The organism is Algibacter ulvanivorans (genome assembly GCF_048381495.1).
GTDB classification, from domain to species: Bacteria; Bacteroidota; Bacteroidia; order Flavobacteriales; family Flavobacteriaceae; genus Algibacter_B; species Algibacter_B ulvanivorans.
Genome location: NZ_JBLWGD010000002.1, coordinates 127,352 through 147,027 on the forward strand (window position 1 = coordinate 127,352; position 19,676 = coordinate 147,027).

At 31.6% G+C, this 19,676-nt stretch carries 19 protein-coding genes and 1 tRNA gene; 7 read left to right on the forward strand and 13 right to left on the reverse strand.

Features of this window, described 5'->3' with window-relative positions:
* Nucleotides 1-109: 109 nt before the first annotated feature.
* On the forward strand, nucleotides 110-1,498 hold the full coding sequence (locus tag ACNG5D_RS06110; protein WP_418182612.1) for an MATE family efflux transporter: 1,389 nt from the start codon (nucleotides 110-112) through the stop codon (nucleotides 1,496-1,498).
* 37 nt (nucleotides 1,499-1,535) lie between these two features.
* Complete coding sequence (gene rlmF / locus ACNG5D_RS06115) at nucleotides 1,536-2,414, forward strand: 23S rRNA (adenine(1618)-N(6))-methyltransferase RlmF (protein WP_418183064.1); 879 nt, start codon at nucleotides 1,536-1,538, stop codon at nucleotides 2,412-2,414.
* Nucleotides 2,415-2,479: 65 nt separating this feature from the next.
* Here the strand turns inward: rlmF and ACNG5D_RS06120 are convergent, their stop codons facing one another.
* From ACNG5D_RS06120 to ACNG5D_RS06130, 3 genes are all read right to left on the reverse strand, one after another.
* A complete protein-coding gene (locus tag ACNG5D_RS06120) occupies nucleotides 2,480-3,142 on the reverse strand; it encodes a DUF2490 domain-containing protein (protein WP_418182613.1) in 663 nt (220 codons plus the stop codon).
* 123 nt (nucleotides 3,143-3,265) lie between these two features.
* Nucleotides 3,266-4,891 (reverse strand): phosphoenolpyruvate carboxykinase (ATP), encoded by a 1,626-nt coding sequence (gene pckA / locus ACNG5D_RS06125; RefSeq protein ID WP_418182614.1) that lies wholly within the window; start codon nucleotides 4,889-4,891, stop codon nucleotides 3,266-3,268.
* A 37-nt stretch (nucleotides 4,892-4,928) separates the two neighbouring features.
* The gene (locus ACNG5D_RS06130; protein ID WP_418182615.1) at nucleotides 4,929-6,770 is read right to left on the reverse strand and encodes an SLC13 family permease; all 1,842 of its coding nucleotides are present in this window, start codon (nucleotides 6,768-6,770) and stop codon (nucleotides 4,929-4,931) included.
* A 270-nt stretch (nucleotides 6,771-7,040) separates the two neighbouring features.
* Between ACNG5D_RS06130 and bshB1 the strand changes: the two genes are divergently transcribed.
* Both bshB1 and ACNG5D_RS06140 read left to right on the forward strand, forming a co-directional pair.
* Nucleotides 7,041-7,757: a bacillithiol biosynthesis deacetylase BshB1 gene (bshB1, locus tag ACNG5D_RS06135; RefSeq protein WP_418182616.1), complete on the forward strand. Its 717-nt coding sequence runs from the start codon at nucleotides 7,041-7,043 to the stop codon at nucleotides 7,755-7,757.
* Nucleotides 7,758-7,941: 184 nt separating this feature from the next.
* Nucleotides 7,942-8,015, forward strand: a tRNA-His gene (locus tag ACNG5D_RS06140).
* A 48-nt stretch (nucleotides 8,016-8,063) separates the two neighbouring features.
* Here the strand turns inward: ACNG5D_RS06140 and ACNG5D_RS06145 are convergent.
* The 4 genes from ACNG5D_RS06145 to ACNG5D_RS06160 all read right to left on the reverse strand — a co-directional run bounded on the left by ACNG5D_RS06145 (nucleotide 8,064) and on the right by ACNG5D_RS06160 (nucleotide 11,446).
* Nucleotides 8,064-9,086 carry a M28 family metallopeptidase gene (locus tag ACNG5D_RS06145; protein ID WP_418182617.1) on the reverse strand — a complete coding sequence of 341 codons (1,023 nt, stop codon included), beginning with the start codon at nucleotides 9,084-9,086 and terminating at the stop codon, nucleotides 8,064-8,066.
* 66 nt (nucleotides 9,087-9,152) lie between these two features.
* A complete protein-coding gene (locus ACNG5D_RS06150; RefSeq protein ID WP_418182618.1) occupies nucleotides 9,153-10,205 on the reverse strand; it encodes a M28 family peptidase in 1,053 nt (350 codons plus the stop codon).
* Between the two features lie 115 nt (nucleotides 10,206-10,320).
* A complete protein-coding gene (locus ACNG5D_RS06155) occupies nucleotides 10,321-10,686 on the reverse strand; it encodes an FUSC family protein (RefSeq protein ID WP_418182619.1) in 366 nt (121 codons plus the stop codon).
* 4 nt (nucleotides 10,687-10,690) lie between these two features.
* Nucleotides 10,691-11,446 carry a DUF3108 domain-containing protein gene (locus ACNG5D_RS06160; RefSeq protein WP_418182620.1) on the reverse strand — a complete coding sequence of 252 codons (756 nt, stop codon included), beginning with the start codon at nucleotides 11,444-11,446 and terminating at the stop codon, nucleotides 10,691-10,693.
* A 174-nt stretch (nucleotides 11,447-11,620) separates the two neighbouring features.
* Between ACNG5D_RS06160 and ACNG5D_RS06165 the strand changes: the two genes are divergently transcribed.
* Together ACNG5D_RS06165 and ACNG5D_RS06170 are read left to right on the forward strand one after the other, a co-directional pair.
* Nucleotides 11,621-12,460: a universal stress protein gene (locus tag ACNG5D_RS06165; RefSeq protein ID WP_418182621.1), complete on the forward strand. Its 840-nt coding sequence runs from the start codon at nucleotides 11,621-11,623 to the stop codon at nucleotides 12,458-12,460.
* Nucleotides 12,461-12,556: 96 nt separating this feature from the next.
* Nucleotides 12,557-12,895: a DUF4870 domain-containing protein gene (locus ACNG5D_RS06170; RefSeq protein ID WP_418182622.1), complete on the forward strand. Its 339-nt coding sequence runs from the start codon at nucleotides 12,557-12,559 to the stop codon at nucleotides 12,893-12,895.
* Nucleotides 12,896-13,232: 337 nt separating this feature from the next.
* Here ACNG5D_RS06170 and dnaN read toward each other — a convergent pair whose 3' ends face one another.
* The 6 genes from dnaN to ACNG5D_RS06200 all read right to left on the reverse strand — a co-directional run bounded on the left by dnaN (nucleotide 13,233) and on the right by ACNG5D_RS06200 (nucleotide 18,541).
* The gene (gene dnaN, locus ACNG5D_RS06175; RefSeq protein WP_418182623.1) at nucleotides 13,233-14,351 is read right to left on the reverse strand and encodes a DNA polymerase III subunit beta; all 1,119 of its coding nucleotides are present in this window, start codon (nucleotides 14,349-14,351) and stop codon (nucleotides 13,233-13,235) included.
* Between the two features lie 86 nt (nucleotides 14,352-14,437).
* The gene (gene gldG / locus ACNG5D_RS06180) at nucleotides 14,438-16,105 is read right to left on the reverse strand and encodes a gliding motility-associated ABC transporter substrate-binding protein GldG (RefSeq protein WP_418182624.1); all 1,668 of its coding nucleotides are present in this window, start codon (nucleotides 16,103-16,105) and stop codon (nucleotides 14,438-14,440) included.
* Entirely contained in the window at nucleotides 16,098-16,583 is a 486-nt protein-coding gene (locus ACNG5D_RS06185; RefSeq protein ID WP_418182625.1) for a hypothetical protein, read from the reverse strand. The genes gldG and ACNG5D_RS06185 overlap by 8 nt, the downstream gene beginning before the upstream one ends.
* A complete protein-coding gene (gene gldF, locus ACNG5D_RS06190) occupies nucleotides 16,580-17,296 on the reverse strand; it encodes a gliding motility-associated ABC transporter permease subunit GldF (protein ID WP_418182626.1) in 717 nt (238 codons plus the stop codon). Before gldF ends, ACNG5D_RS06185 begins: the two co-directional genes overlap by 4 nt.
* Nucleotides 17,297-17,339: 43 nt before the next feature.
* A complete protein-coding gene (locus ACNG5D_RS06195) occupies nucleotides 17,340-17,636 on the reverse strand; it encodes a putative quinol monooxygenase (RefSeq protein ID WP_418182627.1) in 297 nt (98 codons plus the stop codon).
* Nucleotides 17,637-17,650: 14 nt separating this feature from the next.
* Nucleotides 17,651-18,541 carry an SAM hydrolase/SAM-dependent halogenase family protein gene (locus ACNG5D_RS06200; RefSeq protein ID WP_418182628.1) on the reverse strand — a complete coding sequence of 297 codons (891 nt, stop codon included), beginning with the start codon at nucleotides 18,539-18,541 and terminating at the stop codon, nucleotides 17,651-17,653.
* A gap of 178 nt (nucleotides 18,542-18,719) precedes the next feature.
* Here ACNG5D_RS06200 and ACNG5D_RS06205 point away from each other — a divergent pair, with 178 nt between their 5' ends.
* Nucleotides 18,720-19,673 carry a PhoH family protein gene (locus ACNG5D_RS06205; protein ID WP_418182629.1) on the forward strand — a complete coding sequence of 318 codons (954 nt, stop codon included), beginning with the start codon at nucleotides 18,720-18,722 and terminating at the stop codon, nucleotides 19,671-19,673.
* Nucleotides 19,674-19,676: the final 3 nt, after the last annotated feature.

Consider the following 19,676-nt stretch of genomic DNA (forward strand, 5'->3'; position numbering starts at 1 on the left):
ACTTATGATTGTTTAATTTGACTTCCGAATAGTGTCGAGATTCTCTCGAGCAAAACAAAAGCTAAGTGTTATATACATTTAGCCATGTTATATATTTAATTATTTCAAGATGCAATCAAATAAAATTTCTTTAAAACAATTTATTCAATATTTTAAAATTGCTGTAACAGGCAAAGCGCAAGATTTTACTTCGGGTAGTATTCGTAAAGCAGTTTTTATGCTTTCTATTCCTATGATTTTAGAAATGCTCATGGAATCTATATTTGCTTTGGTAGATATCATGTATGTCTCGCAAGTTAGTGTAAACGCAGTAGCAACTATAGGTTTAACAGAGTCTGTAATTACTTTAGTATATGCTGTGGCTATAGGTTTAAGCATGGCAGCTACTGCAATTGTAGCAAGGCGAGTGGGCGAAAAAGATATAAAAGGCGCATCAAATACAGCGGTTCAAGTTATTTTTCTGGGTGTGTTTGTTGCTATAATAATAAGTGTAATTGGCATTTTATACCCTAAAGAAATATTAAGTTTAATGGGAGGCGAACCCGATTTAATAGCAGAGGGATATGGTTACACACAAGTACTTTTAGGTGGCAACGTAACAATTATGTTGTTATTTTTAATTAATGCTATTTTTAGAGGCGCTGGAGATGCATCGGTTGCCATGTGGGCTTTGGTACTATCAAATGGTTTAAATATTATTTTAGACCCGATGTTTATTTTTGGTTTTGGGCCTATTCCTGCTTATGGTGTTAAAGGGGCTGCTATAGCAACAACTATAGGTAGAGGCACAGCGGTATTGTTTCAGTTAAGCATATTGTTTTTTGGCTTTAGTAAAATTAAAATAGCAGTTAAAGATTTGGTGCTTCAAGTTGGTGTTATGTTTAATTTAATAAAAGTTTCCTTAGGTGGTATTGGACAGTTTTTAATAGGAACATCGTCTTGGGTATTTTTAATGCGAATAATGAGTGAGTTTGGTAGCGAAGTTCTTGCTGGTTATACTATAGCTATTCGTGTTATGATGTTTACTTTAATGCCCGCTTGGGGTATGAGTAATGCTGCAGCAACTTTAGTTGGACAGAATTTGGGTGCTAAAAAATCTAATAGGGCAGAGCAATCTGTTTGGAAAACCGGAAAGTATTGTGCCATATTTATGGGACTTGTTTCTATAATATATTTAGTGTTTGCTCCGCAAATTATTATATTGTTTAATAGCACTCCAGATGTTGTAAAATATGGTAGTTTGTGTTTGCGTATTATGGCGGCTGGTTACATTTTTTATGGTTATGGTATGGTTGTTATTAATGCGTTTAATGGTTCTGGCGACACTAAAACACCAACATATATTAATTTTGTGTGTTTTTGGTTATTGCAATTGCCATTTGCTTATTTAATGGCTATTACACTAGATTTTGGACCAATTGGTGTCTTTTGGGCTATAACCTTGGCAGAAGTTTTAATTGCTATAATTGGCATTATTTGGTTTAAAAAAGGACATTGAAAAAAAATAGAAGTTTAATATTTATAAACTAAAAATTATCAAAACTAACCCAAATTTTCATTTAAAAAATAAGCATAAATCTGGATATAATTTAGAAGCATTATGTAAAGTGTATCCAGATTTGTTGCCTTTTGTATTTGAAAATAAATACCAAAATAAAACTATAAATTTTGCAAACCCTAAAGCTGTTAAAGCATTAAATACAGCTTTATTATTTAAGCATTATAATATAAAGTTTTGGCAGTTTCCAGATACTAATTTATGCCCGCCAATTCCTGGGCGAGTAGATTATATACACCATGTTGCCGATTTATTAAAATTATCTGAAATATCTGAAATAGTAAATGTTTTAGATGTAGGAACAGGAGCAAGTTGTATTTATCCACTTTTAGGATATGCCGAGTATAAATGGAATTTTGTTGCCACCGATATTGATAAAAACTCGTTAAAAGCGGCACAACATATTATTAATAAAAATAAGTTTAATGATGCGATAGAGTTAAGACTGCAGAACGATAAAACTCAAATTTTTAAAGGGGTTTTAAAAGAAGAAGATAAGTTTGCAGTATCTATTTGCAACCCTCCATTTTATAAATCTGAAGCTGATGCCTTAGAAGCTTCATCAAGAAAATTAAAAGGATTAAGTATTGAAAACAATAAGGTTATAAGAAATTTTTCAGGAACGCAAAATGAACTCTGGTATGCGGGTGGCGAAAAAGCATTTATTCATAACTACTTATATGAAAGTTCTTTGTTTAAAAATTACTGCGCTTGGTTTACAACTTTAGTTTCTAAAAAAGATTTGGTAAAAGGTATGTATAGCTCATTAAGAAAATTAGGAGCTACAGATATTAAAACTATAAATATGGGGCAAGGCAATAAAATTTCAAGAATTGTAGCTTGGACTTTTAATTAATAAGTATAAAAAATACGTTTAATATGTAATTTTTTTGTTTAGTATTAGTAACTAATATTACGATTTTAATTTTTACCTGTTTTTAAATATATTCCAGCTTGTAAACGGTGTAAGTTTAAACCATTTATTTTTCGGTTTAAATAACCAAATTGTAAATTACAAGATTTTGAAATGTTTATACCTAAGGCTATATATAACCTATTTTCTGTTATAATATGATATTTTAAAGTACTAAGAAATTCATTATTTAACTTAATAAATAAGCTTTTGTTTAGCATGAATTTTGTACCAAACCTATAACGTAAGCGGTGGGATGTAGATTTAAAATCGTGTTTATGGAAAAACCGTTGCTCTACTCTAATGCGGTGATCTATTGGAAGATTAAAAGTTTTGTGTTTAAAACTTAATTGCTCGAAAATTCGGTTTTCGTAAGTGTGAGGTTTATTTGTGTAAAATCCGCCATCAATATCACCATAACCATAACCAAATGTTGTAGTAAGTTTAGGTGAAATATTATAATTTATACTACCATAAAGTAGTATAAAGTTAAAATTCTCGGCCAATTCAAAAAACCAAATTTGAGAAAGAGCGCTTACACTAAACTTATTAGATATTTTATGAGTTCCTGCATAAGTAAACCAAGTGCCAGTTTTTTCTTCTTGATTTGATTGTGAGTAACCGTTTGATATATATAAAACGATTAGTAATATGGTAGTTAAGTGCTTCATACATATACTATGTAAATATAGATTTAGACTAAGTTTTAATGCTGTTATAAGAGTAAATGTGCACGTTTTAAATATAAAAGGAGCTCAATAATAGAGCTCCTTTTAAGTAAAAATAAGAACCTATTAAAAGTGTTCGTGTAAGTGATGGTGCTCATCAATTAATGGGCCGCCTTCAATAATTTGGTCTGATGCTTGTTGAGCAAATTTCTCAAAGTTTAAGTGAAAAGCGTGTGCTAATTGAATAGCTTTACCAACATACGCGCCTTTTTGCAACCATGTATTCATAGGGTCTAAAATTTCAGACGGTACACCAGGACAGTATTTAGGCATAAATAACCCAAAAATGAAGTTTTGTTCGTAGTCTACATTATCTAACTCTCCGTTAAGAATTGCAGTAATCATAGCTCTTGTGTATTTTAATTTTATACGAGAACCTACACCGTATGGGCCTGCACTCCAACCCGTATTAATTAGCCATACATTTACACCAGCTTCAGTCATTTTTTTGCTTAGCATTTCGCCATATACAGTAGGGTGTAAAGGCATAAATGGCTCGCCAAAACAAGCGGAGAATGATGGTACGGGTTCTGTAATACCTGCTTCTGTTCCAGCTACTTTAGCAGTATAACCAGAAATAAAGTGGTAAGCAGCTTGCCCAGGTGTTAATTTTGATACAGGCGGTAATACGCCAAAAGCATCACAGGTTAAAAAGAAAATGTTTTTTGGGTTATTGGCATAAAGTGTTTCTTGAATATTATCGATATGATGAATTGGATAACTTACACGTGTGTTTTGTGTTATACTGCTATCCATATAGTCTGGCTCGCTATTGGCTTTAAAAACTATATTTTCAAGTATTGCACCTGGTTTTACTGCTCTAAAAATATCTGGTTCTTTTTCTTCGGTTAAATCGATTACTTTGGCATAACAACCGCCTTCAAAGTTAAAAATGTTATTGTCTGCGGTCCAACCATGTTCATCATCTCCAATAAGCTTACGTTCTGGGTCTGCAGATAGTGTTGTTTTTCCAGTTCCAGATAGCCCGAAAAATATAGCTGTATCGCCAAACTTACCTACATTAGCAGAGCAATGCATTGGTAAAACATTTTTTTCGATTGGTAAAATCATATTTAAAGCAGAGAAAATACCTTTTTTCATTTCTCCTGTGTAGGCAGACCCTCCAACTAAAGCTATTTTTTGAGTGAAATTAAGTATGGAAAAGTTACCTTGACGTATACCATAAGATTTTGGGTCTGGACATTCGTAACCAGGCGCGCAAAGTATTAACCAATCTTCTTTAAAGTGTTCTAATTCTTTTTCGCTAGGTCTTAAAAACATATTGTAAACAAACATGTTTGACCAAGGAAGCTCGGTAACTGTTCTAATATTAGTTCTAAATTCGGGGTCGGCGCAAACGTATCCGTCTCTAGCATAAATTTCCTTTCCAGAAAGATATTTAGTAATTTCATTTTTTAATTTATCAAAATTTTCTGGAGAAACAGGTTTGTTTGTTTTTCCCCACCATACTTTATCGGTAGTATAATCATCTTTTACAAGAAATCTATCTTGTGGAGAGCGTCCAGTAAATTTACCTGTATTTATAGCAAGGGTACCGTTAGCGGTTTCTTTACCCATACCTTTTTCAACTGTAATTTTTTGTAATGCTTTAGGTGATAAATTCCAGTTAACTGTCACATTTTTTAATCCATATTGCTCTAAATCTGGATGTTTTGTTATTGTTGCTTTCATTTTAATTGAATTTAAAGGTTCCTATTAATATTTTATTTTAAAATGGCCATATTAGTGGCACTAGTATTAATGTTGTAATGAAAAACAGAAGTAGGAGTGGAGCACCTACTTTTAAATAGTTTATAAATTTATAGCCGCCAGCAGTCATTACCATTGCATTTGTAGTTGTTCCTATTGGGGTTAAAAATGCTGTTGATGCGCTAATAGCAACCACAATCATAAAAGGTTCTGGCGATAAGTTTAAAGTACTTGCTGCAAGTATGGCTATTGGCGCCATTAAGACAGCTGTAGCCGAATTATTAATAACTTGACTAAAAGTTGTGGTTAATAAAAACACGCCGCCTAGTAGTAATAATGGATGTATAGCACCTAAATAATTTACAAGCGTATTAGCAATTAATTGAGCTGTTCCTGTTTTTTGAAGCGCTATACCCATGGGTATCATTGCAGCTATCATAACAACACTTGTCCAGCTAATGCCTTTATATGCTTTTGATATGGGTACGCAACCTGTAAGCAATACAATACCAGCAGAAATTAGTGCAGCTATAGCACCTGGAACAATTTTAAAAACCATAAACACAATCATTAGCAATAAAGCACCTAAAGCAATAAATGATTTAAAACTTAGGCTTTCTACATTTTTAGCCATGCCTTCTGGACTGCCAATAATTACTAGGTTTTCGTGCTGTTTTTTTAAATCTTCAATATGTTCCCATGTGCCTCTAATTAAAAAAGCATCTCCAGGTTTTATAGTTATTTCAGAATCTAAAACGGGTTGCCTGTTTCTAGATATGGCTAGTAGTTGTAAGTTAAAACGTTTTAAATAGTTAGCTAGGTTATATTTTCTACCTACAAGCATAGAGTTTGGGTTTACAATAACCTCTGTCATTCCAACCTCTTGGTTTATTAGGTTGTTTTTAAGCTCATCTGTTATAGGTTCTAGAGGAAGAAGCCCTAACCTGAAAGTAATCATTAGTTTATTTATAGCCTCGGTTTCTCCTTTTACAGTAATAATATCATGGTACATAAATACCGTGTTTGGGTTTGGAAACTCAATAAACTGAGGTATTTTTTTTAATACATTAGGATGCCTTCTTTTTAATCGTATTATGGAAACATTATAATTTTTTTCAAATTGCCAAGTTTCTATTTTTGTATTTAATAAAGGCGATATAGATCTTACACGTAAGCGGTAATAACCAGTATCTACTTTATAAGACTCTATCCAATTGTGTAGGGTAGACTCTATGTTTACAGGCTTATTGTTTGTCTTGTTTTTTGGTAAAAGTTTATAGCCTACATATCTAAAATAAATTAAAGCTATTATAAGTAAAGGCAGGCCAATAAGAGCAAACTCAAAGAAAGAGAAGCTTTCAAAACCAGCTTCTATTAAAGCATTACTTGTAATAATATTAGGAGGTGTGCCCGTTAAAGTTAATAAACCACCAGTATTAGACCCAAAGGCTACAGGCATTAACATTTTTGAAGGTAAAGTACCAATGCTCCAAGCCGACGATATGGTTAAAGGCATTAAGGTTGCTACGGTACCAGTATTACTAACAAAACCAGATAAAGCGCCAGCTCCAAGAGTTATGATAACCAATAGTTTAGGAACACTTTTTCCTGCCCATTCAACAAATTTTTTACCCGCTAGAGCTGTCCATCCGGTTTGGGCAATACCTTCGCCAATTATAAATAAAGCGGCAATCATTATAACTGTTGGGTTGCTAAAACCGCTTAATGTTTCTGTAGCGTTTAAGATGCCAGTTAAGAATAAACTTAACATTGATATTAATGCAACAATATCTGGTGTAAACTTTCCCCAAACAAAGAGACCAATAGTGATAATTAAAATGGTAAGCATTAAATAGATCATATTCTGTAATTGTTTATTAGCTTTGGCTACAATTAGATTCTTATTAATTATAGTGTAAAATTACAGTAGATACCTTGGTATAATTATGACTAATGTCATGCTTTAAACACAAGCATAACTTTTTAATTATTATTATCTTTATAGATTAAAAATTGAAAAAAATGGTTGCGAATACGTTTTCGTAGTAAGGACTTTTACGATATTTTGTGTTTATGATGAATAATTAGATAAATAGCGTTATAAAATCATCAAAAAAAATAAAAATTAGAAATGAAGTTAGATATTTTGGCATTTGGTGCGCATCCAGATGATGTTGAATTAGGTTGTGGCGGAACCATAGCAAAAGAAGTAGCCAATGGTAAAAAAGTTGGTATTGTAGATTTAACAAGAGGCGAGCTAGGAACTAGAGGTACGGCCGAAACTAGAGACGAAGAAGCTTTTAATGCCGCCAAGATTTTAGGCGTAAGTATGCGTAATAACTTAGGGTTTTCTGATGGCTTTTTTGTAAATGATAAAGCGCATCAATTAGAAATTATTAAAATGGTACGGAAATATAGGCCAGAAATAATACTTTGTAATGCTATAGATGACAGGCATATTGATCATGGAAAAGGAAGTAAGTTGGTTAGCGATGCTTGTTTTTTAAGTGGACTTATAAAAATTGAAACTTTTGATGAAGGACAATTGCAAAAACCTTGGAGACCCAAACAAGTATACCATTACATACAATGGAAAAATATAGAACCAGATTTAGCGGTTGATGTTTCTGGGTTTATTGATAAAAAAATGGAATCTGTTTTAGCTTATAAAACTCAGTTTTTTGATGCTAATAGTAAAGAACCAGAAACGCCCATTTCAAGTAAGAACTTTACAGATAGTATTATTTATAGATCTAGAGATTTAGGACGTTTAATAGGTGTAGAGCATGCCGAAGGCTTTACTGTAGAGCGTTATGTGGCTGTTGATAGTTTGTTCGATTTAAGGTAGTTAGGCGTTTTATTAATTTTATTTTTATTTTTAATAAAAAATTTTAAAAAAAGTCTTTGTTATAAAGACTTAAATCAATTACATTTGCACACGCATTACAAAAATGCCATTTAAAGGTTGTTTTTTATTTTATGTTAAAAGCATTCCTTTTTAAAGCACTAGGTGTTTTAAATTAAATAACATGGTGGTTGTAGCTCAGTTGGTTAGAGCATTGGTTTGTGGTACCAAGGGTCGTGGGTTCGAATCCCATCATCCACCCAAAAAGAAAAAGCCTTTCAAATTATTGAAAGGCTTTTTTTGTGAACATTATTTTGTTTTATTTAGTTTTATACGTTCTTCTCTATTAGCTAATTCCCAAGCAGTATGAAAAATAAGTTTGGTACGTGTTTCTAAAAAGGCATAATTAATTTTATCAGGCGTATCAGAAGGTCTGTGGTAATCTGCATGCGTTCCGTTAAAATAGAAAATTACAGGAATGTTATTTTTTGCAAAGTTATAGTGGTCCGAACGGTAGTAGAAACGGTTTGGGTCATTATCAGCATTATAAGTGTAATCAAAATCTAATTTAAAATACTGTTTATTTATATCTTCAGAAATATTGTGTAATTCTTTGCTTAATTTATCAGATCCTATAAGATATAAGTAGTTTTTTCCACTTTCTTCATGTTTAGAATCAACACGTCCTATCATGTCAATATTTAAATTTGCTACGGTATTAGCTAACGGAAAAATAGGGTCTTCATCGGTATAATATCTAGAACCATAAAGCCCAATTTCTTCGCCAGTAACATGTAAAAATGCAATTGTTCTTTTAGGGCCTTTACCTGCATTTTGAGCAGCTTTAAAAGCTTCAGCAATTTCAAGTATGGCTACAGTTCCAGATCCATCATCATCAGCACCATTATTAATATCACCATTTTTGGATATGCCTATATGGTCTAGATGTGCAGAAATAATAATTACTTCGTCTGGTTTTTCGCTACCTTTAATGTATGCTATAACATTTTCAGAATCCTTTATACCATCTCCAAAATAACTTGCAGGTATGTCTTGAAAATAATCATTTTCGGCAATTGGCGACGGTATATTATTGGCTTGGTAATTACTTTTTATAAATTCGATGGCTTTTTTTTGGCCAGGTTCTCCTGTTTTTCTTCCTTCAAAATCGTCTGAAGCGTAAGTGTAAAGCATATCCTTTAATTCGCTAGCAGTTATAGTTGCTGCAAAAGTTTCAGGGTTTACTGTTTTTTCGGTTTTTGTTTTGTTTTGTGATGAACTACACGAGCTTAAAAGTACACTAGCACAAAGTAGTATTGCAAAATTTTTCATAAATCTATACATTTTTATAATATGCTATATTACAAAAATGTAATAATAGATTTAGATGTTTTGAGGCTAATTTAACAATTCATTATGTTTATCTATAACAATTCGGTGTTCTTGATTTGCAATTTGCCAAGCCGTTGCAAAAATTAGTTTGGTACGTTTTTCTAATAAAGGGTAATCAATTTTATCTGGTGTGTCTGTTGGCCTGTGATAATCTTTATGTTCGCCATTAAAGTAAAAAATAACTGGAATATTATGCAAGGCAAAGTTATAATGATCGGATCTTGAGTAATAATCGTTTGCTTCTCCAATAATGTTAAACCTATAATCTATATTGATGTTAAAAAAAGCATTATTTATTTTTTCTGATGTGTAATGTAGCTCTTTACTAAGTCTGTCAGAGCCTATTAAGTATATATAGTCTTTATTGTTTTTATGTGCATCATCAACACGGCCAATCATGTCTATATTTAAATTGGTTACTGTATTTTCTAATTTAAATATTGGATGTTTGGTATAAAATTCGGATCCTCTTTTACCTATTTCTTCGGCTGTTAAATGTAAAAATAATATACTGCGTTTAGGCCCATAGCCGTCTTGTTTTGCTATTTTAAAGGCTTGTGCCATTTCCATTATGGCTACAGTACCAGAACCATCATCATCGGCACCGTTGTTTATTTGTCCATCTGGAGACACACCAAGGTGGTCAAGATGGGCAGATATTATAATAACTTCTTCTGGTTTATCAGAGCCTTCAATGTAAGCTAGTACATTTTCTGAACTTTTAAACTTATTAAAAAAAAACTTTGATGGTATGGTTTGGTAATAAATATCTTTACCTAGTGGCGATTTTATACCTTCTCTTACATAATAGTTTTTTAAAAAGTTAGCAGCTTGCTTTTGGCCTGGACTTCCAACTCGCCTACCTAAAAACTCATTTGCAGAAAACTGGTATAAATGTGTTTTTAACTCTTTTGATGTAATAGAGCTAGCATACTTCATTATTAAAGTACTATCTGCTAATTTTATGTTGTTTTTTAGGTTTTGTATTTTTGTTTCATACTTTGGTTTTGCACAAGTGCCAACCAGAATGACTATTGAGAGAATACAAAAAAATTTCATGTATATTAAGCAATTATTAATTACATGTAACTTACAATTAAATTGTTTAGTTAAATGAGGGAATTTATTTTAATTTTTAACTACTGCAAATATACAAAACCTCACAGGAAATTACTTACTCATCAAACGAAATATCTTCAATTTCAGAGTCATCTATTTCTATATCAAGTTCTTCTAATTCTTCAATAGACGCTTCATTAAGTTTAACCTCTGTAGCTTCTATAGTTTCTGTATTAGCAACTTCGGTAGTAGAAAATAAGTATTTATAAGTTGTAACTGCTAGTGCTACGCCTGTTAAAATAAAAGTGAATTGTATAATTTTTTTTACTTCTCCTGTTTTTTTTGACAAATAAAAGGCAATTAAACCGAAAATTAAAGCTGCTAAAGCAGGAAAAATAGCTAAATTCGAGATAGGTAAAACAGAAAATAAAATAGCAAAAATAGCTGCTATTAGTGCTAAAATTGTAAATAGTTTTTTCATTTTTTTAATTTTTTAAGCCAGAAGCCGATTTTATTCTTAATTCTCCAGAACCCACAGGAATTTTAAATTTACCATAAACAGGAATTTTATTTTCATCGGCAGTAAACCATAACGTTCCATTAACGGTGTTTGATGTTACCGAGCCCAATGCTATTTTATAGCAAAGCTTACTGCCTAATGCTGTAGAAATAGTTTCTTTGCCTAAATAAGTAACTTTAGCCTTTACCTCTTCACGATCAAATAAAATAGTAAAGGTTTTATTGGTGCCTGGGCTTAAGTTCGTTAAATCGAATGTGCGTATGCTGTATAAAGTAGAAATTATATCCTTTGTGCCTGCGCCAATACTTACTGTTTTATTTTGTACCCAATTATTTTTCTTTTTTAATACACTTTTAACCGTTTTGGTTTTATGGCTAAAAGTATATTTCATGTTTTTATAGTAACCGCCTTCATTAATATCTCTATTGTGTAAGTATGGTGTTAATGTTTTAGGGTTTACATAAGTTTCGTATAAATCTCTAATTTTAAAAAAATTATCCCATTTGCTATAAGTAAATGCGGTACATTTTAAGCGTAAAAGTGTTGCCTTAGATGTTTTAACAGCATCGGTCTCCATGGTAACTTGAGCCAAATCGGTTAAAATGCCAGACATGTTGTAAGAGGCTGTGTATGTGAGTTTTTCATTAAGGCCAATAGCGTTATTTTGAGCATTAATGGTTACCGAAAGTAAAAATATTATTATATAAGTAATACGAATCATAAATATTGTTTTGGTTATAACGTACTAATAATCATTTATTGTGCCGAAAATACAATCCTTAAAATTATTATGCTAATTATTAATAAAAATTACTAATTGTAGTTTAGCTGATTTATGTCATAGTATTTAATTGAAGCTAAGTGTAAGTTTACTAGGTTATTAATTTATTTTATTATGAAAAATATTCTATTACCTACAGACTTTTCAAAAAACTCAATTAATGCCATTTATTATGCTATCGAGTTTTTAAAAGATGTAAAATGTCAGTTTTATATTTTAAACGTACAAAAAGCATCGGCTTTTATTACAGACGATATGTTGGTTGTAAACTCTTCTACAACTATTTATAAAACACTAATAAACGCAGCTAAAAAATCAATAAACAATATTATAACAACTGTTACAGATGAGTTTTACAACAAAAACCATACTTTTCATGCTATAGTAGATTACGATAATTTTATTGACTCTATAAACCAAGTTACCGCCAAGCATCAAATAGATTTAATTATAATGGGTACCAAAGGCGCTTCTGGTATAGCAAAAGTACTTTTTGGTAGTAATACTGTACGAGTTATGCAACGTTGTAATATACCAGTATTAGCTATACCTAATGGATGTAAATTTAAAGCTCTAAAACAAATGGCTTTTGCAACAACTAACTCTAAATGTTTTAAAATAGAACATTTAGCTATGTTTAGTAGTATTAAAAAACGTTTTAATGCTATAGTACAAATACTTCATTTAGCAGACGAAAACCATTTGGCTTATAGCGCATGCGATAATATAGATTTTTTTAATACACATTTTAAAAACTCTACCCAAAAATTTATAAGTGCACCAAGTCAAGATATTTATAATGTAGTCCATACCTTTTTACAAAAAAATAATATTAGTATGCTTGCTATAATGAATAAAAAGCACTCTTTTTTACAACGCTTATTTAATACACACGCTGTAGAAAGGTTTGCTTTTAAAATAGATATTCCGCTGTTGGTAATGCAGTACCAGTAATATTATATTTTTAGCAATTGTTTTTTTATGGTATACTGTAACAATTTTTATAATTGTACGTCAAATAAGTATCAATCAAAAAAATCAATTATAATCATGAAACAAGACAGGCAACTTATAGTCATTACACATTTAAGCCAGTTAATAACTTTAGTAACAGGTTTTGGCAGTTTATTGTTGCCATTAGTATTGTGGCTAACACAAAAAGAAAAAGTGTATCAAATGGATGCGCACGGTAAAAATATTATAAATTTTCAATTAAGCTTAATAGTATATTGTATAGTTTGTATACCATTAATATTATTATTTGGTTTGGGGCTTTTAGGTTTTGCAATTTTAGGAGTAATATCCATATTATTTCCAATAATAAATGCTATAAAAGCTAGCCGAGGCGAAACAGCAACATACCCATTGTCTCTTAATTTTATTAGTTAGTGAATTTCTGTTTTAAACAGGAATCTTTTGAGGTGTTACCTTATTAGATTTACGAGATAATGTAAAGCGCTCACTTAGTTAGTGGGCGTTTTTTTATGCTTTTTATTTGGGCGTTACCACAAGGGTCAGGCTTTTGGCAGTCGCTTTTTTGTGTTGCATAGGTGCAACAACACAAAAAGAGCTCCAACAATGCCGCAATCCTTAACGCGGGTGCAATTTTAACTAAAATTTGTAATAACATTAATAGCTTGCAGATACAAGAGCAAAAAAAAGCAGCAATTTTTTAAAATTGCTGCTTAAATATTTAGAAATTTCTGTGTGTTTAGGAATTTGTTTATTAGCTGTTTAGCATTACAGGCATAACAAGCATGGTAATATGCTCGCCATCATCAAGCCCATCAACAGGTGTTAAAATACCAGCTCTATTAGGCATACTCATTTCAAGTTGCACATTATCTGCATTCAAGTTGTTTAACATTTCTGTTAAAAAACGAGAGTTAAAACCAATTTGCATATCGTCACCTTGATAATCGCAAGTTAATCGCTCTTCGGCTTTGTTGCTATAATCAATATCTTCGGCCGAGATATTAAGCTCTGCACCAGCAATTTTTAAACGTATTTGGTGTGTGGTTTTGTTAGAGAAAATACTAACACGACGTACCGAGTTTAAAAACTGGTTTCTATCAATAACTAATTTATTTGGGTTTTCTTTAGGTATTACCGCTTCGTAATTAGGGTACTTCCCATCAATTAAACGGCAAATTAATTCAGAATTTTCAAAAGTAAACTTGGCGTTACTTTCGTTATATTCAATAATAACATCATCTTCACTAGCAGCCAAAATACCTTTTAAAAGGTTTAAAGGTTTTTTAGGCATAATAAATTCTGCCACTTGGTTAGCTTTAATATCTTCTCTAGTATATTTTACTAGTTTGTGCGCATCGGTAGCCACAAAGGTTAAACCTTCTGTAGAGAATTGGAAAAATACACCACTCATAACAGGACGTAAATCGTCGTTTCCTGCAGCAAAAATAGTTTTACTAATTGCAGTTGCTAAAACATCGCCAGTTATAACGGTTTTACTAGGGTCTTCTAGTGCAACAGCTTTAGGAAATTCGTTTCCATCGGCATAAGCTAATGCATATTTACCGTGGTTAGAGCTAATTTCTACGGTGTTATTGTCTTCAACAACAAACGTTAAGGGTTGCTCTGGGAAAGTTTTTAAAGTATCTAATAACAAGCGTGCCGGAATAGCAACACTACCTTCGCTATCGCTTTCAACATCTAAGGTTGATGCCATAGTGGTTTCTAAATCGCTTGCAGAAACGGTTAATTTATTATTATCTAATTCAAATAAAAAATTATCTAAAATTGGTAAAGTGTTCGAGCTATTAATTACGCCGCCTAAAACCTGTAATTGTTTTAATAAATATGTACTTGATACTATAAATTTCATGTAAATAACTGAGTTTAGTTTTTCCAAAATCGCTACTTACAAATATATTCCAAACCTAGTATATTTGGAAACAAACTTATTAACATTTAAGAAGCGTATTTTTTCTTTCTAAGGTAGTTAAAAGTAAAACCAAATATAGCTAGTAAAACTAGTGGTAGTAAGATGTTTATAAGTTGCCACTTGGTTTTTTGTGCTGCAATTTTTTGTTGATTTAAGAAGGCTACAGCAATTTCTTTGGTACGAATGTTTATAAGTCCGTTGTCGTCTAGTAAGTAATTTACAGCATTAAGCAAAAATTCTTTGTTGCCATAGGTTTGTCCTGTCCATCTATCAAAACCTAATTCTTGAGGTTTGTTTCTAACAACATCATTTTTAATAACATCGCCATCGGCAATTACAATCATTTTTGTTTCTACGCTTTTGTTTTTTACTTCGGTAAGGTTAAATGGTTTAATGCGATTACTGTAAACCGAATTAAATTTACCTTCCAATAAAACCGCAAGTGTTTGTTTGCCTTTGTTAAAGCTTTGCGGATTTTGCTCTTTAGTTACGAGTTCTAAACTTACTGCTCTTGGTGTGCCTTCAAGCTTTGTAAGCGGTGCCGTTTCTAATAGTATGGTTTTTTTAAGGCTATTTTTTAACGTATCTATTTGGTTTGCAAAATTAAACCGTACCAAGTTTAAATTGTTTACAATTGGGTGTTTACTGCTAGATCCTGCTAATGGCGAATAGGGCCATTTTAAATGCTGAAATTGCGATTGGCTACCTTCGCCCATAGCTAAAGTAATAGGAGCAGAGTATAGCGTGCTTACCATGTATGGGTTAATACGAACACCGTATTTAAAGAAGAAATCGGTTAAATTTAAATCTCTAGTAATCGCGTAATTGGTGCCAGAGGCATTGTATAAGCTATCTTTTTCCATAGCTACGGCATCAATTAACCATAGACTTTTTCCGCCATTCATGGTATATTGGTCGAGTACTAGTTTTTCTGCTTCGCTAAATGCTTCGGTTGGTTTTGCAGATATTATTAAATCGAAATTGTTAATAGCTTTTAGTGTTTTTTGGGGGCTTGTAGTAACACTATCTAAAGTAAAAGGCGCTATATAATAATATGTGCCAAGTTTTTGTACAAAATTAGCAATGTATTTGTCTTCTAGTTGCTTGTTGCCTTTTAAAATAGCAATTTTACGGCGTTTTGGTTGGGTTAGTTTACTAAATCCATCTGCAAAAGCATACTCTAAATGTTGTACCGAGTTGCTTACTAGTTCTTGTTGCGAAGCTCCAATTTTGTTTTTTACTAAAGGAATAGTAACTGTTTGCGAGTTGTAACTAGCCAAAGCCCAAGGAAAAATTACAGCTTGTGTAGATTTTCCGCTTTCTTGTACGCTTAACTGCATAGGTGTTAGCCCTCGTTGTGTAAGTTGTTGTATATTACGTTCTCGTGTTAATTCGTCTTCTAAAGGGTTTATAAAGTTAAAAACAATGTTGTTATTTATGGCTGCAAACTCTTCTAATAATTGTTTAGTTTCATTTTTAAGACGTCTAAATTCCGAAGGAAAATCATCACCTTCTAAAAACACATCAATAATAATTGGCGATTCAATATCTTCAATAATTTGTATGGCAGATTGGCTTAATGTATAGCGTTTATCTGTAGTTAAATCAAAACGTTTATATACTTTACTACTTATAAAATTAATAGCTAATATGGCTATAATTAAAATGGCTATGTGTTTTATGGTTTTATTCAAAAGTTTTTTCTAGTTGATATGGGTTAACCGATTTTACTTTATTGTTTTCAAACTCTAATTCTATACACTCTTGCATGGTATTAAATGCACCAGGAACAAATCCCATATTGTAATTCCATTTTTCTTGAGAATTTGCTTTTATGGCATCATCCCAGCCAAACCATTCGGGCTTTCCTAAAAGGGTTTTAACATCATTTTTATTTTTGCCTATTAATAAGCTGTCTGTTATTAGTTGGTTAGCCATTTCGTAACGTAAAGCAGGTTTTTCTTCCCAGGCTTGAGCGTTAAAATACTTTTTATGATGGTAGCTACTAAAAATATTTAGCATGGGATAAAATAAATAAAAGTACACAATAGGTGTTAATGCTATACTTATTAATAGTGTGAGCCATTTACGTTTATCTATGGTATTTACAAACAGCCAAACTAGTATAAATACAAGAATAATAAAAACAACAAATAAGGGTGTTATAATCATTTATTTCGGTTAATATTTAGTTTGGTTAGAAAAAGAAAGAAAAGTGTTATGCTTAAAAAATAAATAATATCTCGAGTATCTAAAACACCGCGACTTATACTTTTATAATGAAAACTCATGCCTATTTGTTCTATTAATTGGCTGGATATAAAATCGGCTACACCTTCAAAACCAATATAGAAAATAAAACAGATAAATACGGCTGTAATAAAGGCTACAATTTGATTGTCTGATAAAGTTGATGAAAAAACGCCAATAGCTGTATAAGAAGCTACTAAAAATAATAACCCAAAGTACGAACCTAAAGTGCTACCTAAATCTAAATTACCAATTGGGTTGCCTAATTGGTAAACGGTATAAACGTATAATAATGTTGGTAATAAAGCAATTAATATTAAAATAAGCGCGCCAAAATACTTACCTAATACAATATTAAAATGCGATATGGGTTTTGTTAAAAGAAGTTCTAGTGTGCCTTGTTTTTTCTCGTCAGAGAAGCTACGCATAGTTACCGCAGGAATTAAGAAAATTAAAATCCATGGTGCTAATAAAAAAAAGGACGATAGGTCTGCAAAGCCATAGTTTAAAATATTAAACTCGCCTTTAAAAAGCCAAAGAAATAGCCCATTTAAAACTAAAAAAATGGCAATAACCAAATACCCAATTGGCGAGGCAAAAAACGAGTTTATTTCTTTTTTTAAAATGGCTAACATTTGTTTTCGTTACTGGTTAAATATTGTTGGTTTTTATTATTAACTATTTAAGCGTTTCTACTTTATTTACACTCCAAGCTTCTGGTCTAATACTAAAAAGTGGTTTTACTTTGCTCCAAACGCCTTCAAATAATTCCGATTTTCTATAGTTTTCTAGCGCTTCTTCGCTTTCCCAGTAGCTATAAGTAAAAAAAATGCTAGAATCACTTTTATCTCTATACAATTCTAAAAAATGACAACCATTAAAAGCTCTAATTTTAGCTTTAGAATTATTGAAATTTTCAAGAAAAACTTCAATATTCTGTTTGTAAAATCCCATTTTTACAATTCTAACTAGCATATGTAATTTTTAAATTAATAATCTGCGGCTTTTATGTTTTGTGGTATTTCTGTTCCTTTAGGAATTACAGGGTTTGGTATAAATTTTATACTAACTGCATCCATTACACCTAAGCCTAAGAGTGTAGACGCGCTACCAACAGTATTGCTATTACTTTTGTAAACTGCAATTTCTAAAAAATTACCAGAATTAAAAACCACAAGTTTTCTGCCTTCGTCGTTTCGTTTATTTTCGGCAATATCAAAATTTACAATATCGCTATATTTTGTGTATATTTTTTTAAAGGTATAATGCCTAGCCGAAATTTCAAAATTACGTCCCTTTTGTATCGTTTCAAAAAAGTTACGTTTAATATTTGTAACCACATTGCCATAATTATCAATATAAATAACACTACCAATAATTTGGGTTTTGTCGTCATTTACATAAGGTACAATATTTTTAATAGGTTTAATAGTATTTATAGGTTTGCCAATAACCTCTAAAGTACCTCCACGAGCAATATGGCAAGCTACTTGTACAAAAACATCTAAAACCGGAAAACTACTTTGTATTTTATCATGAATGTTAATTTCTACAATTTTTTCTGGAGCAATTTCAGAGCAAATCATACTCATAATACCATTATTAGCACAAATAAAATAATGGTCGTCTAGTTTAATTGCAATATGTTTGTTTTCTGGATTTATTTCAGAATCAATACCTATAATATGTATCGTGCCTTTAGGAAAACTATTGTAAGCATTTTGAATAATATATGCAGCTTCAGGAATATTAAAAGGCGAAATGCTATGCGAGATATCAACAATTTTAACATCGGGCAACTCGCTATAAATAGCGCCTTTAGTAGCGCCAGCAAAGTAATCCTTTTCACCAAAATCGGTTGTTAATGTTATAATTGCCATGGGCAAAATTGTTAATATGTTTTTAATGTTAACTTACTCAAAATTATGTATTTTTGAGTTTCACTTGTATGTGATACAAACCTACATAATTTTTTGTTTTTGTTTTTATAATTTAAATGAAAATCTAAGTAAGTTTTTAACTATAACACATGTAAATCTTTAAACTAATAACACGCTTTTGAACGAAATTATTATCGAACTCGAAGAAATAACTCCAAAAGAATTTTTTGGAGCTCAAAATGCTAATATTGAACTTCTTAAAAAATATTTCCCAAAATTAAAAATTGTAGCCCGCGGAAACAAAATAAAAGCCTTTGGCGATGAGGAATTACTTGAAGAGTTTGATAGGCGCATAACCATGCTATTAAAACACTTTGCAAAATATAATAAGCTAGACGAAAATGCTATTGAGCGTGTGTTAACAAGCCAAACTAGCGACGATTATACAACCTCAAAACAAAGTGGCGAAGTAATCGTGCATGGTGTAGGCGGTAAATTAATAAAAGCCCAAACCGCTAACCAACGCAAAATGGTTGAGCTAATGCGCAAAAACGATATGGTATTTGCCATAGGGCCAGCCGGAACAGGAAAAACATATACTGGAGTAGCATTAGCAGTACAAGCACTAAAAAATAAAGAAGTAAAGCGTATTATTTTAACACGCCCAGCAGTAGAAGCAGGAGAAAATTTAGGTTTTTTACCAGGCGATTTAAAAGAAAAATTAGATCCATATATGCAACCATTATACGATGCATTACGCGATATGATTGCGCCAGAAAAACTAGCAAGCTATATAGAAAAAGGCACCATACAAATAGCACCATTAGCCTTTATGCGGGGTAGAACACTAGACAATGCCTTTGTAATACTAGACGAAGGGCAAAACACAACACATGCCCAAATGAAAATGTTTTTAACACGAATGGGTAAAAACGCCAAGTTTTTATTAACAGGCGATCCCGGACAAATAGATTTACCACGTCGAACCATTTCTGGATTAAAAGAAGCCTTACTTATATTAAAAAATGTAGAAGGTGTTGGCATGATATTTTTAGACGATAAAGACGTAATTCGCCATAAACTTGTTAAAAAAGTAATAGAAGCCTATAAAAGTATAGAAAATAACGCATAATTT

What these genes read in the sequence shown, in the direction of transcription:
- ACNG5D_RS06110 (WP_418182612.1), top strand. Translation starts at nt 110, where the DNA reads ATGCAATCAAATAAAATTTCTTTAAAACAATTTATTCAATATTTTAAA.
- ACNG5D_RS06120 (WP_418182613.1), bottom strand. Translation starts at nt 3,142, where the DNA reads ATGAAGCACTTAACTACCATATTACTAATCGTTTTATATATATCAAAC.
- pckA (WP_418182614.1), bottom strand. Translation starts at nt 4,891, where the DNA reads ATGAAAGCAACAATAACAAAACATCCAGATTTAGAGCAATATGGATTA.
- ACNG5D_RS06130 (WP_418182615.1), bottom strand. Translation starts at nt 6,770, where the DNA reads ATGATCTATTTAATGCTTACCATTTTAATTATCACTATTGGTCTCTTT.
- bshB1 (WP_418182616.1), top strand. Translation starts at nt 7,041, where the DNA reads ATGAAGTTAGATATTTTGGCATTTGGTGCGCATCCAGATGATGTTGAA.
- ACNG5D_RS06145 (WP_418182617.1), bottom strand. Translation starts at nt 9,086, where the DNA reads ATGAAAAATTTTGCAATACTACTTTGTGCTAGTGTACTTTTAAGCTCG.
- ACNG5D_RS06150 (WP_418182618.1), bottom strand. Translation starts at nt 10,205, where the DNA reads ATGAAATTTTTTTGTATTCTCTCAATAGTCATTCTGGTTGGCACTTGT.
- ACNG5D_RS06155 (WP_418182619.1), bottom strand. Translation starts at nt 10,686, where the DNA reads ATGAAAAAACTATTTACAATTTTAGCACTAATAGCAGCTATTTTTGCT.
- ACNG5D_RS06160 (WP_418182620.1), bottom strand. Translation starts at nt 11,446, where the DNA reads ATGATTCGTATTACTTATATAATAATATTTTTACTTTCGGTAACCATT.
- ACNG5D_RS06165 (WP_418182621.1), top strand. Translation starts at nt 11,621, where the DNA reads ATGAAAAATATTCTATTACCTACAGACTTTTCAAAAAACTCAATTAAT.
- ACNG5D_RS06170 (WP_418182622.1), top strand. Translation starts at nt 12,557, where the DNA reads ATGAAACAAGACAGGCAACTTATAGTCATTACACATTTAAGCCAGTTA.
- dnaN (WP_418182623.1), bottom strand. Translation starts at nt 14,351, where the DNA reads ATGAAATTTATAGTATCAAGTACATATTTATTAAAACAATTACAGGTT.
- ACNG5D_RS06185 (WP_418182625.1), bottom strand. Translation starts at nt 16,583, where the DNA reads ATGATTATAACACCCTTATTTGTTGTTTTTATTATTCTTGTATTTATA.
- gldF (WP_418182626.1), bottom strand. Translation starts at nt 17,296, where the DNA reads ATGTTAGCCATTTTAAAAAAAGAAATAAACTCGTTTTTTGCCTCGCCA.
- ACNG5D_RS06195 (WP_418182627.1), bottom strand. Translation starts at nt 17,636, where the DNA reads ATGCTAGTTAGAATTGTAAAAATGGGATTTTACAAACAGAATATTGAA.
- ACNG5D_RS06200 (WP_418182628.1), bottom strand. Translation starts at nt 18,541, where the DNA reads ATGGCAATTATAACATTAACAACCGATTTTGGTGAAAAGGATTACTTT.